Raw genomic sequence first — 17,180 nt, forward strand, 5'->3', positions numbered from 1 at the left:
ACTAAACCATCATGCCCAATCTCATCTTATTACACGGAGCCTTAGGTCATAGTGATATCTTCAAGCCTTATTTGGAGAACTTTTCCCAATATTTTACTATTCACAAGCCACTATTCTCAGGACATGGAAACACTGAGCTTCCCGCTGATGGAATCAGTATAGAAAAATACACTCAGGAATTAGCGGAATATTGTAAGGAAAACAATCTGAAAGATGTGTTTATATTAGGTCACAGCATGGGCGGATATGTTGCACTTTGCTATGCCATGAAAAATCCTGAAAATGTAAATTCTATTGTAACCCTGGGAACAAAATTTGACTGGAGTGAGGAACAGGCTTTAAAGGAAAGCAAAATGTTAAATCCTGATGTTATTTTGGAAAAGGTTCCACAATATGCCCAACTTTTAGAGAAGCAACATGGTACAAAATGGAAACAACTGCTTCCTGCCATCGCTGATTTAATGATTGATCTGGGAAAAAATCTACCGTTAAAGGATCATCTTTCCGACATCAATATTCCTGTTCAAATTATGGTGGGAGATAAAGATAATATGGTAACCATTGAGGAAAGCGCAGACGTTTACAAGAACCTTCCAAACGCAAAATTGGCCGTACTCCCTGATACCAAGCATCCAATGGAAAAAGTACGACCCAATTTATTATTGAATTTAGTAAAAGATTTCTGGAATCTTTCCTAAAATATTATCGTTGAAGTTTTTCTCCGTAGCTTAAATCTCCGGCATCTCCTAATCCTGGTGTAATATAACCTTTTGATGTTAATTGTTCATCAATAGCTCCGACCCATATGTGAGCATCAGGATATGCATTTTGAACGGTTTCAACTCCTTGTCTTGATGCAATGGCTGCCACAATATGAAGCTGGGTTGGATTTCCGTTTGTCAACAAGTCTTTGATGGCTTCAATTAATGAAGCTCCGGTTGCCAACATTGGATCTGCAACAATCAAAGGTCTTCCCTCAATGCTTGGACAAGTCAAATAATCCTGCTTGATGGAGAAATAATCGTTGGCATCATGTTTTCTATAAGCTGCCACGAAACCACAGTCTGCTCTGTCCAAATAGTTTAAAATTCCTTCAAATAAAGGAACTCCGGCTCTTAAAATAGTTGTAATAACCGGTTGAACTGCAATTTCTGTACTTTTAATAGTATCTAAGGGAGTTTGTATTTCAACTTCTCTTATCTCCAATCCTTTGCTTATTTCAAAAGCTGCAATTTCTCCGATTCTTTCCATGTTTCTTCGGAATCTCATTCGGTCATGCTGAACATTAACGTTTCTAAGTTCGTTAATCCATTCATTGACAAGGGAAAAGTTTTGTGATAAAATAGTAAGCATGAAGATCTTAGGGTTTTAATTATAGTGATTAAACATTAATTACTGCAAAATTACAACTAAAAAACGAATTTGCAGATTGATACCAGGGTATTAAGGTATATCTATAAAAAATCTGGCAAGGAATTCCTCACCAGATTTTTATTAAAAAGTCATTTTATTTTTGTCTGAAATATACTTCGATAGGAACTCCGGTAAACCCGAATTCTTTTCTCAATTGGTTTTCAGTAAATCTTTTATATGGTTCCTTCACATACTGTGGCAGGTTGCAGAAAAATACAAACTGTGGAGATGGTGTAGGAAGCTGAACGCAATACTTGATCTTAATATATTTACCTTTAAGTGCCGGTGGCGGTGTATTTTCGAAGATAGGAAGCATTACTTCATTCAATTTTGAAGTTTTGATCTTCTTTTTACGGTCTTCATAAACCTGCATTGCCAGCTCTACTGCTTTCAGGATTCTTTGCTTCGTTAAAGCGGAAACAAATAGAATTGGAATATCCTGGAACTGACCAATTTTATCTTTAATTGATTTTTCAAAGTCACGGATTGTGTTGGTCTGCTTGTCTTCAATCAAATCCCATTTGTTAACAAGAATAACAATTCCCTTTCTATTCTTTTGTGCCAACCCGAAAATGTTCATATCCTGAGATTCCCATCCTTGTGTAGCATCTACCATGATGATTACTACATCAGAATATTCAATAGAACGGATAGATCTCATTACGGAATAGAATTCTAAATCTTCATTTACTTTAGATTTTCTTCTCATTCCCGCAGTATCCACCAATACAAACTCATGTCCGAATTTGTTATATAAAGTCTGGATACTATCTCTTGTAGTTCCTGCAATATCTGTTACAATATTTCTTTCAACATCCAATAGAGCGTTAGTCATCGTAGATTTCCCTACGTTTGGACGACCTGCAATGGTAATTTTAGGCAATCCTTCAAACGGGTCCTTATATTCTGTTGTTGGGAAGTCTTTTACAATATCATCCAATAAATCTCCAGTTCCTGAACCTGTTGCTGATGAAAGAGTGTAGTATTTATCAATTCCTAACTGATAGAATTCTGTTGCCGGAAGTTCTTCCTTAGAAGAGTCTACTTTATTAATTACAATATAAATAGGTTTGTTGGATCTTCTTAGTAATCTGTAAATTTCGTAGTCTGTATCTGTAAGCCCCTCTTCTACGTTCATCATAAAGATGATTGAAGTTGCCTCATCTACTGCCAACTGTACCTGCTTACGAATCTCTTCTTCAAAGATATCATCTGTACCTACATCATAACCTCCTGTATCAATTACAGTGAAGTCTACCCCATTCCAGTCAGATTTACCGTAATGACGGTCTCTGGTTACACCGGCTGTAGAATCTACAATAGCTTCCCTTCTCTCTAATAAACGGTTAAAAAGCGTGGATTTTCCTACGTTGGGACGCCCAACGATTGCGACAATATTTGACATAAAAAATGTTTAATAATCCTTTTGCTATGCTCAGGATAAGTTATTAATGGGTTACTCCAACTTTTGGAGCCCAATTTTTTGCAAAGATAAGATTTTATTATTTAGTATTAAAAATGTACCCACTTTGGATCTTTTCTGCAAAAAATAATTCTTTGGATATCAGAAAGTAAGGCCATTCAAGCCTCTATTATGTTAATAAATCTTTAATTTTGATTTTCATATTTAAAATAAATTATATAATTTCGCAGCATCAAAACAGACCTATAGTGTAACGGTAGCACTCCGGTTTTTGGTACCGTCAGTCGGGGTTCGAATCCCTGTGGGTCTACAACCAAACAAAAGCAACTCGCTAATTTACAGCAAGTTGCTTTTTTATTTTGGTCACTTTTGGTCACTTGGTCACGATTTTGGTCACTGTTTTTCTAAAAAACTCTTTGAGTAAACCTATTTGGACCTACTTGAATCTGATTGTATCTTTAAGCACGGAAATAATGCCCGTTAGACTCAAAGTAATCAAACATTATACTCCGTGCGGTTGCACTCCAATCAATGACAATCCAATTTGGAATATTAAACGAATCATCTTCATACAGCCATTGTACAAAATCTTCATCACTGTCGTATTCGCCGTAATAAAAATTGTTTACATATTCATACAAACTTTGAAAATCCATTTTCCCGAGATTATCCAAACAGGCTTCATAAACTTCTACAGCATGTCCAGAATCATTGATTTGTTCAAGTACATCGTAAATATCTTTTGATATATGACATTCACTCAACAATCCCAGCTTTTCCAGAATCGGGCATTCATAATCTTGAAACATAAATTCGGGATCATGTTCGTCTTTATGAAGTTCATAAATTGCACTGAGCAGTTCGTTATAATCAGAATAATCGGAAAGGTTCAGCCATTTCCCAAATAGTGAGCCGTTGTTGTACTTTGCGTACGTTCCTACGTAGATACTAGCAGTATCAAGACAATTTGTTAACTTTGTCATGTTGATAAGTTTTAAGTGTGATTTAAAATTTATTGATGTCGCCTTGTTGTGTTCCCGCACTTCAAGGCATTTTTGTTTTTATATGGAACCTTGTACACATAGAAACAAGGTATTTTTTAGTAGAAAGTAGCTTAGAAAAGCAGTATAAATATACAACAAAACATTGATAAACACAAGGATTACAAGCTGTTTTCAACCAAAACATCAACACTTGTTAAAAACTTTTTAATCACTCGAAGCACAGGAAAAGTAAAACATGTTTGAGAAAAACAAAAACCTCCAGCGGGGGTATGTCAAAAAAAGATCTTTGAGGGGGTGCGAAATCTGCTTAGTGGGTACACCCTCGGAACCTATTTGAAAATTTTGATAGTGAAATATGGGGGTACTTTTTAAAATAAGTGTTGGTGAGGATGGTGTAAATTACCAACTAAGTATTATACACTTTGTCTGTAAGTCTGCGGAGAAAAAAAGACTCTATTCAAAACACCACATATCGTTTACCCCAAAGAACCCTAAAATATTGATTTAAGATGGTTTGAGATGTGTTAGGGTGTGATATAGTAATAAAATAAATTAGTATATATAAGTATGATGTTGCAGAAATCATGAAAACTCATCTATCCATAGTACTTAACAAGCTTTTTTATCATTTGTATTTTTAGTCTCCCAATTCTTTGAGAGGCTTTTATATTCTGGGGTAAAACGGCAGATAATATATTAACAAAAATAGATCTATTCTGATCTGTACTTTAAATCCTTAATACCAAAGCCAGAAAGTGGCTACCACACCGAATCAAGATTTATTTGAAAAAATTCATATCTTCGTAGCTAGAATTTTAACGAAAAAATATAAAGCGTCTGCTTTTATTCTGTTATAGGAAATCTGACAGTTTCAAAAATGTAACATAGAATAAACAGTTGATGCCCGTGCTATGGCGTGCGGGCTATTACTTGTTTGTGTTACATGGTTTTGTCAGAACCTCCTATAGCAAATTGAGTGTAGTCCCACGCTTTCTGCATTAATAACCTTTCACTTTGGGGCTGAGTGATATAACAAAATCACTATGAAAAAGCTATTATCAGGAGCACTGGTACTGCTGAGTACCCTCTGTTTTTCCCAAAACTATTATTTCAACCACCGAAAGGAAAGTATAAAATATACCGACAGCTACGGACAAACGCAGTATAAACTTATTTCAGACGAAACTTCAAATTACAAGTTTTATTTTGAAGTCTCTACAGATGGAAGAGCAACTCAACTTTTCACAGTTTATAATAACAATAATGAAGCATATTGGGCGGCTGAAATAAAAAAATCTGGCTATAAAGAGATTTCAGGTATAATTTTCAAACAATCATTATACTATAACACTGGTTCAAAAGAAAACATCTACCTGTTCATTTCCCAGGATTACAAAAAGATTATTGTTATGGATAATGATGGAATAGCTGAATATTACTAGTATGGAAAAGAAAACTATTCAGGTTGACCGTAACATACCAAAGTCAGTATTGATAGGTTTTGTACTATCGTTTGTAACTGTTTTTGTAATCCAACATTTCAGTACATTTTCATATATACCCAACCTTACCAGACCTGCGATTGATTACAACCATAAGATTGTTATTAGCGGAACTTATGATACCCGAACAACTCCCGTAGGTGCATTATATCAAACAACTCCATTTGGGACAAAAATAGATCTCCCTACAAACGGAATGATGTGCAGTGAGTTATTATATGATTCTGAGTTTAAAAGTTATTCTAATAAAGGTTTATTGTATGCAAAATCTGTTTTTAGTGATTACAAATATCTTTTGCTGTTTTGGCTGGCATACACATTAATCATACTGTTTTTCAAAAGATACCGTCTAAAGGTTTTGATTGTTATACTTCCAATCTTAGGCATGAGTTGTGACAAGACTAAACAAGAGCCAATAACACCCATAAATACTGCAAAAATCGACTCAAATAACACAAACATCGCAACACCTCAAAACACACTAAAAACAGCTATAAAACACTCGTTTGTTGTTTTTAAAGTAAAGGATAAATACTTCGGTAAAGAGTCTGTAATAGTAACTGGAATTTTTAATACTCCTGACCCGCTTACAACTGATGAAGAATATATGATCTTAGATGATACACAAGCAAAATGCCATGCATATCTGTTTGACAAAAACATTCTTGAAAGGTATATGAGGCGCTTTGATACTTATACAGAAGCAAGCCAGGAAAAAGAACGAATTTCTAATATCCATAATACAACCGTATCAAGTCAGGAACCTACTCCCAAAACTTTGACTAAAGAAGAACAGGAACAGGTTATTAAAGAACTAAAAAGTATTACGCCAGAAGAATGGGAAGAAGCAAAAAGATTGCAGACAGAATATGAAATCTGGGAGAACGAACAGAAAAGAAACAATCAAAAATAATCAATCATGAAAAAACAACTATTTTTAGCATTATTGCTTACATCAACATTATTAACAGTAAACTGCTCTGGTAGCAATAATGAGGATGACAACACACCAACTAATCCACAACCATCTAATCCGCATCTAACCCCTTATTTTCATCCACCAGTATGGATTCAAGGTACTTGGGGAGTTAGTAATAGTACAACCGCTCAAAAGATCTATAAATTCACAACAGAAGATTTTGTAATGTTGGTGACAGGTACTGAGCAAAGTATGACAGGCATAATCAACTCAACCCCAAAGGGAGCAAGCACTAGTGAAATAAGTTCTGAGAATGAATATAAATTTTCGATAAACTATAAAGCTACTGGAACAGTACAAAGCTTTGAGTTTAAAAAGATCTCCGCTACTCAGATTCAATGGAAAGATAACGTAAGTAACACATGGAATACTTTGATTAAGTTCTAAAAATAGCCTTGGTTGATACACTTTCAATCAGGGCTTTATTTTATACAAACACTGATGAATAAACAGGTATGAAAAATCTGCAACATATTACCAATATATACTCCAATTTCATATTACAATATTCTATACTAATCAAACTTAAACTCATTCAATCAATCCTAACAGAAGATATTAATTCAAAGTATGGGGAAAATACCTATATAACTTTTAAACAATTTTAAGTATACTTGCAAACATAAAAAGACACAAATCCAATGATAATTTATTACACCAAATCAGGACAATCCCTTACTGATCTCTGTAATGAGATACAGCTTGAAAATCCTGAATATTTAAGGGAGTATCATAATCAAAATTGTTCTTTGTCCGAACGTTTTGATGGGGATATTATTCAGGGAATGAAAATCTATATTCCATCATCATCTGAAATCATTGAGCTCAACAAAAAAATCATAGATAATAATCAAAGCTTTTATGATTTCCCAGCTAAAGGAAAATTTCCTTTTGACTTTAAACTCTGGGAAGGAAATTATCAAATTACCCAGACTACCTATTCCGATGATACAATCCTTGCAAAATATGAAAACAAAGTAAGATTAGATCTTGAAGGAATTAAAAACGGGCATTATCACTTTCTCTTTTCAGCATTTGATTTCAGAAAAAATGAGGAAACTTCTGATTCCAAAATGGACACCCTTGCCAAAATGTGCATAGAGGTTATCTATCCAATTCGATATAGTATAGATCCTGAAGGAAAACTTATTAATATAGTACTGACAAAGAAAACAGAAGATATTGTTTCTGAATTAGATTCCATAAAGAACTTTTTTCCAGATCAATATTCATCTGATTATATTGAAAAGATGAAAGGTATCATTGAAAATCCAGAAATCATTTTACGGAAGTTTAAAAATACGTTATTTAACTCTTTTATGTTTGGTACACTCTACAGAACTAAATTAGGAAGCTGGACGAGTTCGGATGTTTACTATGATTTTTATCCTTGGATTTTTGATGCTCAACCGATACGATTTGAATTTCAAAATATACTATTACCTAAAGATATTGTAGATGATGAAAGAGTAAAGATCCAGCAAAAAGGTATCTCTATTGATAGTCGAAATTTGGAAGGATTACACTTTACAGATTCCAAGTTTGATGAGAAAACAGATATAGAAAATAAACCTATAGATTGTGAACATTTTGCAGAATATCTTTTTAATCGGGAAAATTTATCATTGTATAAAATTGACGCAAGATTCCAATATTTTGGGGATGAAAATATCAAAAGAGAAGATTTTTTATTAGAAAGAATTACAGATAATTATTAAATTTGAAAACCACCAAATCACAATACGATGTCAGAAAATTCATCCCCTCACGATGGTAAATATTTCGTGATCCAAAAAGGAAAAGCCCAATGCAATCAAGGGAATCAGTTTCCACAGTTTAAAGTAACCTCGCACCAGAAACATTACTGGAATAACAAAGAAGGACAAGCGGATTATTTAGCCGTTACAGAAGATGATCTACAGTTTACTCCATCTGGTCCTAGCTTTGGACAGTGCAAGTTGAAACCAAGCTCAGGCGGTTATTTACCTTGTGCTTTTGCCCCTGCTGGAAAATGGCAAAAACCTTATGAGAAGACAAAAGTCATGAACAAAAGTTGTATTACAGAACTTTCTGAATTGATGTGTACAACAGGAGGAAAAATAACCATAAAAGAACATGGGCAAACTGCGGAGGTAACTCAACAGAATGTCAGAAATGCAGATCCAAAACAGCAACAGAATATTAACCCGTTGCTTGACTACAAAGAATTTCAGGAAGAACAGGAAGAAGATGTAAACATCTGTAATTAAAAACACACAAATATGGGAAACTTAACAATCATCGGAAACGATAAGCCTGTGATAGGAAAACAGGAAATGTATTCTGTTTCTACAATAAATGGCTGGATGAATCCTTTACAACCTATTAAAAACCCTTTGCAAGTACCCCAAGCACATTGGGAAGTGATGGTACAGACTAAAACAGGCTGGAGAAAAGGTGGAAGTGATAAAGAAGGTCAAATGGTTCCTTATATTTTCGGACAGAAGAGTTTATTTCATAAGGGAATAAAGATCATTGTACGTCAGGGCGAAGACTATGGAGAACTGATTGTACATCCACAAAGGGCTAAAGAACCTAAAATAACCAGAGTGGAACTTCTGGATGCTAACTATAAACCTATTCCAAAAGGTAAAAAGCTAAGCTATAAAGATACCATTATTGCAAGGGCATATTGTGTAGAGATGTTCGAGATGAATATTGCTTTTACCCTTTGGGAAGATGATGCTCAGGGAGAAGGACACAATCCTACAATAAATGCTTTGAATAAAATAAACCCTGTCCCTGTTCTTAGCAGAGTGAATGAAAAAGGAATGGCAGAAGCTGTTTTCAGATTACCTTTTTACACGATGGCTGTACTGATAGCCAATGCACGTACTGCATCAGGCGATAAAAGCGAGGGAGCAACCCACGAATATTATGTAACGGCTGATGTAGTTAGTAAACATATACAAAAAGCAAGTCCTAACGTAAATGTAGTTAATCCTACTTATAATCCAGAACCTCCAAGAAAAAGACAGGTTCCTAAAGGGGATACTCCCACACCAGCAAAACCTAAAACACCTCCAGCTCCAGAGAAGCCCAAACCTAAACCTGATGGGAATTCAGCAAAATTCCCAGTAACCACAGGTGGAAAAAAAAGTGATGATCCGCAGGGAAAGATACTAAGTGCTGAATTTGTTGATGGAAAAGGAAACAAACTTCATTCTTCCAAAGTGGGGGCAACCGTCATCATGAAGATTACAGCAAAGGATATGAAAAACAAAAAAGTGACGGTGAAAATATGGGAGGAAGATAATATCAAATGGACTAATGATAAGATTTTTGAGAAAGATTATGAATTGCTTTATGACAAAAATTTCATCTGGGTTGTTTTAACAAAAAACATGTTTATCGAAGGCAATGATGGCGGTAGTGATAGCAGTAGACAGGATTATTTTATAGAAGTAATACACAATGATATTTCTGTAAACTCTGCCGTGATGCCTGTGAGTATAGATGCAACTCCTACAGAAGTGGAAAGTGGGAATAGTGCAACGATGGTGAAAGAACCGAAACAAGGAAAAACTCTTTCTAGTTGTATTTGTAAAGAACAATATAAAGACTTGATTTGGGGAGAAAAAGTCAGCTGTGAATTTAGAAAAAAAGTTATACAAATAGCAAAAAGACTAGGAAAAGATCCTAATTTGTTAATGGCAGGAATGGCATTGGAGACAGGAAAAACATTTTCACCAACCGCAGGAAAGAAAACAAGCTATGTTGGACTCATACAATTTGGAGATTCCGCAGCAGAATCCGTTGGAACTACAAGAGCTGATTTATTAAAAATGACCGCAATACAGCAATTAGATTATGTTGAGAAATATTTAGCAAAAAAGAAAGATAAAATAAATACTCTTACAGATTTTTACTTATCAATATTAATGCCCGTTGATGTTGGAAGAGGAAATCAACCTAACCATGTTGTTTTTGATAATCAATACCCCTTAGCATATAAAAAAAATGGAAAATTAACAGATTTAAGCAAATCAAGACATTACGGCTACAGACAAAATCCAACTTTTCTTCATGAAGAAGGTGAAAAAAAAAGATACGAAAATGGAGGAAAAAAGGAATATGATGGAGAGGGAAAGACTTATATTTGGGAAATTGAAAAAAGCATTAGTAACTTCTATGAAGAAGGAAAAGCTCATAAAGTTAAAACTTTTGAATGTCAAAAAAGCCAAGAACAAAAAATCCAACCTACTTTGGAAAAAGGAGTATGGAACGTTATCATTACAGAAAAATATACTGGTAGTAAATGTACACATAAAGAAAAAACCCCCATTAGGAACAACTGTAGAAGAGGAAAGATGGAGGTTTACGATCACTCAGGAAAGATTGTTTTTACAATAAAAGATTGTCTACTTGAAGGGATAGCAGGAGAAGATAGAATGATAACAGATTCTGATGCTCCGTTTGGAATATATCAAATAGCATCATCTCCATTTATAATGGGATCATCATCAGGAAAAAAAAGAACGACTTATGGTCCCAATCCAAGACTGGCATTTGAGCCAATAAAGGGTACTGGTGATGAAGCAGATAAAAGTGGTAGATCAGCCATAAGAATTCATGGTGGAAGGCAAGAAACGGAAACATTTGAGCCAAGAAAAAATCCAGATCTACTGAGAACGAAAGGATGTATAAGAATATGGGATTCTGAGGCTAAGCAGTTTTATGATTGGTGGGTTGAATATCATAAAAATAATCCAAACGTTAAACCTGGAAAATTAACTTTAAAGAAATAAATCATGTTAAATAGATTATTAAGCATATTTTTTTTAAGCTTTTTATTTGTGACATATAGCTGTCAAAAAAACAACAAAAAACAAGATAATCTTATGAATAATACTCAGGTCATAAATGAAACGAGGTTGATAGATGGTATTACTATTGATAATACAATTTTTCAAAAAAACGATATCGACCTCAAAAAATATCAATATAATAATCAGTATATTGAAGATATAGAGATTAAAGATTTATTAGATAAAAATTATAGGACTGAGTTTATAAAATTTTTAAAAGAGACAAAAACTGAAGATGATGAATTTAAATCAACATTAGTCTCTCAATTATTGATTATCAGAATGATTCAATTGTCAGATGTAAATGCATTTTACATCTTATCCGAACTTTCCAAAGATAATGATGTAGCCTATAATGGTGTTGAATTATATGGTGAGAAACTTACAAAGTTCTTTATAGAGAATCCATTATTTTTTATACAACAGGGAGCCAAATATCATGAAACGACATTATTAAATACAATTTTTCCACAATTAGATGAATTTTTTGTAAAACAGTCTTTTTTTAAGGATAATTTGGGTGATATTGATTTAAAGAATGGGCAGTTATTTCTCTTCCCAGATAAAGAAAAAGAATTTAGCGAGTCTTTTAAAAGAAAAATATCTAAATTTAGTACTGAGGAGTGTATATTTTCGCCAAGTTTATACACCGCATGGCAAAACAAAACAATAAATTTCATAGATATCAGTCCACTTTTTGGTGAAGAACTATTGATAAAGCTTAATGTATTTGAAAGAAATTATTTTAATCAAAATATTCAAAACACATTAAAAGGATATATAATTAATTCCGAAAAAACAGCCAGCCAGTCTTCAGCCATCATAATTGACCCAGATGGCTATACCAATTTAAGAAAAGATAAAAATACCTCCTCTGAGGTTCTACAAAAGGTAAAATCAGGAGAACATATTGAGGTTTTGGATAATGCTGGAGATTGGTTTTTAGTCAAGACTAATGAAGGAAAAGAAGGATATATTCATAAAAGCAGGATAAAATCAAAATAATGTATCCTTAATGAACAACATCGAAAAATTACTAAACTCTTTGATAGAGCAAGCAGAATTATTTCTAAAAGAAAATGGTGAGTTTGCTCCTTTTGGTACATACATTAGAGCAAATGGCGATTTGACTTACATTGGTGCTTATTCTGAAACAACTGATTCAAACGAAATGTATGATCTACTAATACAAGGAGTAAGAGAAGATCTAAAGGACGAAGATATCCGAGCAACAGCTATTGCCTGGAATGGTACAGTTGATGGAAAAGATGTTATTGTTACAGAAGTATTTCTTTCTTTAGATGGTAATTACCAAAGTATTCACCCATATACAATTGAAAATGGGTCAGTAATTTTCGGTGATGAAATTAAACCACGTATTAACCGCTAACAAATTAATAACAAGATGAATAACTTTCTTTTAGAATGGTATTATAAAGAGGATGAAAGAAGATATGCCTTAGATAATTCGTTGAATATTCCAATTGGAATATTGACGGGTCTGGTTGCTGGAATTTATTATTTAATTAGCAAGTACAACTACCAAGATGAGAATATCTATTTAAAAGTGGCTTTTATAGCGTGTATAGCGACAACAGTAACTTTCTGGATTATAAGTATAGTATACGTTCTATTATCTTATAATGGAATATTTAAAAGTAAAAAATATACTTATCGTTATTTTCCTTGTACTGATTTTGTAAAAAAAGAAGAGAATAAACTGGAACCTTATTATGAGAGCCATAAAGATTATTTCATAGCGAATGATATTACTTTTGAAATGTTAGTAGCAAAAAATGTTGATGAAATTTTGTCTAGTTGCATTAATAGAAATATGTTTAACAATGACAGGAAAGCAAATTATTTGTATAAATCTAAAATTCATTTAATAAATTGCACAGCAACTATATTTTTGACAGGAATCTTTTTCAGTATTAATTATATCCAACATGAAAAACAAGAAATATATAATATAAAAATTATGAATCAAAGACTATCAGGAGGGCAAACACCAACTCCGCCACCGCCACCACCTAGACCGCAAGAACCTAGAGAAGTGTCGCAAGGAGGGCCAATAAGAACTAGCTCTCCTAAAACAGGAAAATAATTAAAATAACCTTGGCTAAATTATTCCAAGGTTATTTTTTTATCTATTTATCATAAAAATTAATCAGCATATTTATCCAAATAAATATTAGTTAATGTTCTTACCAATCTGTTTTTATTCTTTATATATTGCTCCACAAAACCTTTCACGAAGAAAAAGTCAACAATAATTACTGTAAAGCCCATTAATAGTATAATAGAAATTAGAATTCTAGAACCATCATAAAAATCCTGCATATCTGTTGAATAATCTAAGAACTTAGATAAGAACCCTCCTGTTATAATTGAAATCGTTATTACTACCGTTTGCACTGAAAGCCCATAGGAATATTTATTTTGTTGAGCTGAAAGTTTATCTATCAAAAAGAGCAAATTATCTTTTTTAGTCAGAGTATCTCCCAGTAAATCTATTAGTACCCTTTTTTGTATTTCCAAAAATGAACTATAATTATACTTGTTATTGTCAATCAAGGCATAACTATAATAGGTTCTAATAACGACTTCAATCTTAGTTACCAAAAAATTAGCGGATATACCACAAAATACTATCATAAGAGAAAATGTCAAAAATATCCATGATTCCTTTTCATAGAATAAAAGTATAAAAGATGCTATTGTAGGTAGCAATGGCGGGATTATAATGTAAGCCCACCATTTAATCTTGAACTTTTTGTAAACTAAATTGTAAATAGAAATCTTAGCATTGTACTTAGTAATTTCTTCAATGTGATTTTTTTGATTCATAATATTTTTTTTAGGGCGCAAATATATTAAATCACAATCATTAGAAAAATTAAATCCTTCAAAGCCTTTTTTAGTAAAGCTTACGGAAAACCATAATCTTGTTTACTTCTTTTAAATAAAGTACAAATTATCACTAAAACACTTACTCTACCTAAGCAATCATTTTGATTTTAAGCTACTTTCAGGCACTCACAATCCTTACACCATGCATCACATTTAAAACTCGGTAAAATACCGTCAGAATAGCTTAAAAATAGTTCCTTAACAGCAGTTTCCATGATCGGAAACCAGCTCTGAGTAGTACAGAAAGAATCATGTATTGTCCAAAGCGGCATTTGAGGATATTTTTCACAAAGTTCCTTTGAGATCTTATCAAGTACACAATCAGATTCAACCTGTTGCAGAAGTCTAGGAAACAACTTGAACGAATCTGATTCATCTGTGGTAGCCTTAAAAGTCTCAATACATTCACAAAGCAATGGAAAATGCAGCTTAAAGATCATATATTCTTTTGAAGGTCTTGTAAGTGGGGTGTACAGAATTTGAAGTGTCAATCTTTTCATTAAATCTCGTTTACTCTTAAACTCACAAAGCTCGATTAGTTTTTTGCTGGAATTATAAAAACGATGTTGATAATACTCGATTAGTTCACCATCACTATCAGAAACTACTTTAAAAGGTTTAATATCAGGAAAAAGTGGCATTAAAAATTCATAAAACTGGCCTGTCAACACCGCATTTTTCAAAGGGCTAAATTCCTCTTGAAATGCTTTACTAGAGGTGATTTGTTGTAATTTCTGCATCATTATACCCATATCACTATTATTATTAAATACTTTATTTATAATTCCTCTAACATTACTATTCTCTAAATTCTCCAATACTAAAACCATAAAATAGGGTTGTGAGTTCTTAATATCCAGACTTTGAATGTTTTCATCATGATAAGTCAGATACGGGCGAAATATAGATGGCATGTTGGTTAAATTAGTATGTAATCTATTATCAGAATCAGATTTACGGGAAACTCTGAAACATTGTTCTTTCAACATTAGTGCCGAGTACCAGTAGTTATACACTCTTGATAAGATTGGGTTGAATACATTGTAGTTCAAATTATATTTGTTATAGCAAAATTCCGATTGCATATCATAACACAGGCGATCAAAATCAATATGAAGGCCTTCATCAAACCAAGTACATAATTGCGGGCATGATGAAAAACAGTCATTAAAAAGATCTTCTTTCAGCAGTTTTTTATTAAAATTCACATCAGAAATTTCAAAAACTTGAAAGTTAACACATTCAGTACCTTCAAATTTGATATTAGAAAAGTTATATCTAAAACTTTTGCTTTTTTTAGCACTTGTTGAATACTCCTTATATTCAAGAATACCAATATCAAGAAAGTATTTAAAATACTCTTTGTATCTGTAGTTTTTATCTTTTAGTGCCTGAGCGAACAATGGGACATAACCATATTTATATATTTTGTCCTTTTTCCGTGCTGGAACACTAATAATTAAGCTAAGGTAATACAAGGCTATATCCTCTTTGAATCCTTTAAATGGCGGTTGTTCTTGAAGCTTGTCTTGAAGATAATTATAAATGATCGTAGGTAATACTACTTTCCACTTAAAATCTTTGTGATAGAAAGCCGTTACATTTATTTTACGGTTTAATTTTTTGCTTTTATATTGTTGCATATTTGTTTGTTTTTGTTGAAAATTAGGCATAGCAATAGCTCTCCATAGTAACCTTACTACGGCTAAACCTCGAATTGTTAAAATTTTTGGAGATTTAAAAAGTTTACTACCCAGCAGTTGAAGTTAAACTGGTTATTCTGCTAGATTATTCAGAAATTGAATATGAAAATAAGTCGTAAGGTTTTCTTTTTTCTGGATATTCTCTTATCCGTAGGTGTGAATCCCATTCATCAATACCCCCGCCATGCTTGTCTTTGAGGCTTAATGATTTTGCCTGATAAGTCCCCAGTTGTTTTACAAAGCATTTTACATTATTTTTAACGGAAGCATCAATCAATTTCTCCATCCACGCTAACTCCATAGGTCTGTATCTATGCTTTCCCGTATCATAACCGCTTTCACCACCGATAATACACCAATCTAGAAGATTCATATTTTGGTCCCACTCAATCTCTCCGATTAGAGGTTCAAAACTCGCAAAAGTGATACATGACAGATCATTCAAATAAGCAATTCTACTTACTTGCTGTTGGCTTTCGACAGAAACCCCAATCCAGACATTATGTAATGATTCAAAATAACTAGGAAGATGATCTTTGATTCTTTCAGGTCTTTTGGTAAGTATCAGGTAGGTATGATGTGGAGTTTTTCGGATAATTTCCCATGCTTCATTTCTCCATAGGTCTGCTTCTTCAATAAACCAATCACTCCACGAACAAGTAAAGATCATTCTGGGTTGTTTCCATTTCATAGGTTCTTTGAATCTTGTTTTTGATCTAAAAACTTTTTGGGGATTACCTCCATAGTTTTCTTGATCTCTATACATATAACAGAATTTGCATCCTGGTGATATTTTTTGACAGCCATACCACGGATTCCATGTGTTATCTGTCCATTGAATTTTTGTATTTTCCATAATCTATTAAAAAAAAAATGACACAAAGGGTACCCACACAGTACTCAAACTATGTCTTGATTAATATTAAAAGTGTGAATTTTTAAGTAGATCGGGACTGTTTAGAATTTCCCGAATAAGATTAAGAAGCCAATCCTAATTTTGCTTGAATTTCATTGCGGGTATAATACACTCTACCACCGAAGTCGATAGGAACTAAAATCCCGCTTTTTGACCAATTGTTTAATGTTCCGAGCGAAACTCCGAAATACTCTGCTGTTTCTACTCTCGTCATTATTTCTTTACCCTCTGGCTTATACATTTCTGCCAGTTTACACTCAAATTGATTTAATTTACCATCAATTAAATCTTCAATTTTTTTGAAAAAATCTTTAAAATAATCCATATTATTTGTTTTTATATCTCATTTAATACCACAAAATTATGAACTATACAAAAGAAACACAAAAGCATTAAAATCGTTTTAATCCTTTCGTAGCCCTATTTCTAATGAAAATTTGAATTTGAATCTATCAGGGAGTTTCAAAGAAAAGTTAAAAT

General features: G+C 33.0%; 17 protein-coding genes and 1 tRNA gene. 11 read left to right on the plus strand and 7 right to left on the minus strand.

Features of this window, described 5'->3' with window-relative positions:
• Positions 1 to 11: 11 nt before the first annotated feature.
• Positions 12 to 698 (plus strand): alpha/beta fold hydrolase, encoded by a 687-nt coding sequence (locus EG359_RS10015; RefSeq protein WP_076352712.1) that lies wholly within the window; start codon positions 12 to 14, stop codon positions 696 to 698.
• Between the two features lie 4 nt (positions 699 to 702).
• Here the strand turns inward: EG359_RS10015 and upp are convergent, their stop codons facing one another.
• Positions 703 to 1,353, minus strand: a complete 651-nt coding sequence (upp, locus tag EG359_RS10020) for a uracil phosphoribosyltransferase (RefSeq protein WP_076352713.1) — start codon at positions 1,351 to 1,353, stop codon at positions 703 to 705.
• A gap of 154 nt (positions 1,354 to 1,507) precedes the next feature.
• The gene (gene der / locus EG359_RS10025) at positions 1,508 to 2,818 is read right to left on the minus strand and encodes a ribosome biogenesis GTPase Der (RefSeq protein ID WP_076352714.1); all 1,311 of its coding nucleotides are present in this window, start codon (positions 2,816 to 2,818) and stop codon (positions 1,508 to 1,510) included.
• Positions 2,819 to 3,075: 257 nt separating this feature from the next.
• Here der and EG359_RS10030 point away from each other — a divergent pair.
• A tRNA-Gln gene (locus tag EG359_RS10030) sits at positions 3,076 to 3,146 on the plus strand.
• Between the two features lie 148 nt (positions 3,147 to 3,294).
• Here the strand turns inward: EG359_RS10030 and EG359_RS10035 are convergent.
• The gene (locus EG359_RS10035; protein WP_076352715.1) at positions 3,295 to 3,819 is read right to left on the minus strand and encodes an antirestriction protein ArdA; all 525 of its coding nucleotides are present in this window, start codon (positions 3,817 to 3,819) and stop codon (positions 3,295 to 3,297) included.
• Positions 3,820 to 4,883: 1,064 nt separating this feature from the next.
• Between EG359_RS10035 and EG359_RS10040 the strand changes: the two genes are divergently transcribed.
• The 9 genes from EG359_RS10040 (at position 4,884) to EG359_RS10080 (ending at position 13,275) form a co-directional block, all read left to right on the plus strand.
• Positions 4,884 to 5,282, plus strand: coding sequence for a hypothetical protein (locus tag EG359_RS10040; RefSeq protein ID WP_076352716.1), 399 nt, complete (start codon positions 4,884 to 4,886; stop codon positions 5,280 to 5,282).
• 1 nt (position 5,283) lies between these two features.
• Positions 5,284 to 6,255: a hypothetical protein gene (locus EG359_RS22640; protein ID WP_076352717.1), complete on the plus strand. Its 972-nt coding sequence runs from the start codon at positions 5,284 to 5,286 to the stop codon at positions 6,253 to 6,255.
• Positions 6,256 to 6,261: 6 nt separating this feature from the next.
• Positions 6,262 to 6,708 carry a hypothetical protein gene (locus tag EG359_RS10050; RefSeq protein ID WP_123867327.1) on the plus strand — a complete coding sequence of 149 codons (447 nt, stop codon included), beginning with the start codon at positions 6,262 to 6,264 and terminating at the stop codon, positions 6,706 to 6,708.
• A 254-nt stretch (positions 6,709 to 6,962) separates the two neighbouring features.
• Complete coding sequence (locus EG359_RS10055; RefSeq protein WP_076352719.1) at positions 6,963 to 8,039, plus strand: hypothetical protein; 1,077 nt, start codon at positions 6,963 to 6,965, stop codon at positions 8,037 to 8,039.
• Between the two features lie 27 nt (positions 8,040 to 8,066).
• A complete protein-coding gene (locus EG359_RS10060; RefSeq protein ID WP_076352720.1) occupies positions 8,067 to 8,570 on the plus strand; it encodes a DUF4280 domain-containing protein in 504 nt (167 codons plus the stop codon).
• A 12-nt stretch (positions 8,571 to 8,582) separates the two neighbouring features.
• Complete coding sequence (locus tag EG359_RS10065; RefSeq protein WP_076352721.1) at positions 8,583 to 11,108, plus strand: hypothetical protein; 2,526 nt, start codon at positions 8,583 to 8,585, stop codon at positions 11,106 to 11,108.
• A 3-nt stretch (positions 11,109 to 11,111) separates the two neighbouring features.
• Complete coding sequence (locus EG359_RS10070) at positions 11,112 to 12,173, plus strand: SH3 domain-containing protein (protein WP_084180337.1); 1,062 nt, start codon at positions 11,112 to 11,114, stop codon at positions 12,171 to 12,173.
• A 10-nt stretch (positions 12,174 to 12,183) separates the two neighbouring features.
• Positions 12,184 to 12,558 carry a hypothetical protein gene (locus tag EG359_RS10075; protein ID WP_076352723.1) on the plus strand — a complete coding sequence of 125 codons (375 nt, stop codon included), beginning with the start codon at positions 12,184 to 12,186 and terminating at the stop codon, positions 12,556 to 12,558.
• A gap of 15 nt (positions 12,559 to 12,573) precedes the next feature.
• Positions 12,574 to 13,275, plus strand: a complete 702-nt coding sequence (locus EG359_RS10080) for a hypothetical protein (protein WP_076352724.1) — start codon at positions 12,574 to 12,576, stop codon at positions 13,273 to 13,275.
• Between the two features lie 59 nt (positions 13,276 to 13,334).
• On the opposite strand, the gene EG359_RS10085 is transcribed toward EG359_RS10080, so the two are convergent.
• From EG359_RS10085 to EG359_RS10100, 4 genes are all read right to left on the minus strand, one after another.
• Complete coding sequence (locus EG359_RS10085) at positions 13,335 to 14,018, minus strand: hypothetical protein (RefSeq protein ID WP_076352725.1); 684 nt, start codon at positions 14,016 to 14,018, stop codon at positions 13,335 to 13,337.
• A 170-nt stretch (positions 14,019 to 14,188) separates the two neighbouring features.
• On the minus strand, positions 14,189 to 15,724 hold the full coding sequence (locus tag EG359_RS10090; RefSeq protein WP_123867329.1) for a hypothetical protein: 1,536 nt from the start codon (positions 15,722 to 15,724) through the stop codon (positions 14,189 to 14,191).
• Positions 15,725 to 15,869: 145 nt separating this feature from the next.
• Positions 15,870 to 16,640, minus strand: coding sequence for a DUF5131 family protein (locus tag EG359_RS10095; RefSeq protein WP_076352727.1), 771 nt, complete (start codon positions 16,638 to 16,640; stop codon positions 15,870 to 15,872).
• A 121-nt stretch (positions 16,641 to 16,761) separates the two neighbouring features.
• On the minus strand, positions 16,762 to 17,025 hold the full coding sequence (locus EG359_RS10100) for a helix-turn-helix domain-containing protein (RefSeq protein WP_076352728.1): 264 nt from the start codon (positions 17,023 to 17,025) through the stop codon (positions 16,762 to 16,764).
• Positions 17,026 to 17,180 lie beyond the last annotated feature (155 nt).

This window comes from Chryseobacterium joostei, assembly GCF_003815775.1.
GTDB lineage: Bacteria > Bacteroidota > Bacteroidia > Flavobacteriales > Weeksellaceae > Chryseobacterium > Chryseobacterium joostei.